This is a genomic window from Thermoplasmatales archaeon (assembly GCA_014361195.1).
GTDB lineage: Archaea > Thermoplasmatota > E2 > UBA202 > JdFR-43 > JACIWB01.
In genome coordinates, this window is sequence record JACIWA010000023.1 from 1 (window position 1) to 983 (window position 983).

Here is a 983-nt window from a genome sequence, read left to right on the forward strand (position 1 = left end):
AGGGTATATAATAGAAGCAGACCCTCATATGGAAAAATGGACGGAAGAAGAGAGAAGGATGTATCCATTCAATGCTGCATCACTACACAACAAATCATATTCAGGCAATGAAGATTATGGAAGAGTTGAAATAGATAACATGACAGAAATATTTAATAGCAAGGCTGTTGCCTACAAAAGAGTAAAAGGCGCTACTTCAACTTTAAAAAAGGAAGCTGCTGACTTTGCAGTTGATAAAGCAGCCCGTAAGTGGACTGTTGGAGGGCAACCAAATAAACCAAGACCTTTTGATTATCTCTCTTGCTGGGTTTACCATACAAAACAAGTAGATAGTACAGACCCAAATTCTCTTGGCTATGGATACTATTGCTCTGAATTAGTATGGGCAGCATGGAATTGGGCAATGCGCATAGATCTTGATCCAACTGGTCTCACAGTTTGGCCAACTGATATCTATATTTCACCCCATGTAGAGGATTGCTCGCCAGGTGATAATAACTCATCCTATGTAGAGAACAGCCTGCCAAGTGATATCTGTAACTCATTCTGTGCAGTGAATTCCTCTTATAGCTATAATTTATCCTATGCAGTGAATTACTCTTCAAGTGAGAGCTATAATTCATCCCTTGCAGAGAATTGCTCTTGATACAACTTCTCTTTTTATTTTAGGTAATTTTATATATAAAAAATGATTAAAGACAATATGAAAAAAATATTTGGAGTCTCTGCTTTAATTCTATTTTTAATAGCTATTTCTATAAACTCTTTTAATTCAGCAAAAAAAGAAAATAATGAAGAATGGAATAAAGAATTTGGAGCTGAAGGAACAATTTCTTTCTTTGTTGATGGAATTGTAACAGATGATGGAATAGTTTTGCTGGGGAGAATATATGAAAAAGTATGGGTTGTTAAAATAGATAAAGAAGGAAATGAAATATGGAATAGAACTTTTAGAAGAAATTTGCGAGTGGAGGAATATGGAG

Annotated in this window: 2 protein-coding genes; both read left to right on the forward strand. The window is 34.9% G+C overall.

Features of this window, described 5'->3' with window-relative positions; all coding sequences use genetic code 11:
- Positions 1-646, forward strand: a 646-nt coding sequence (locus H5T44_06400; GenBank protein ID MBC7081849.1) for a hypothetical protein, incomplete at its 5' end; no start/stop codon positions are given.
- A gap of 57 nt (positions 647-703) precedes the next feature.
- A partial coding sequence (locus H5T44_06405) for a hypothetical protein (protein MBC7081850.1) occupies positions 704-983 on the forward strand: 280 nt, incomplete at its 3' end.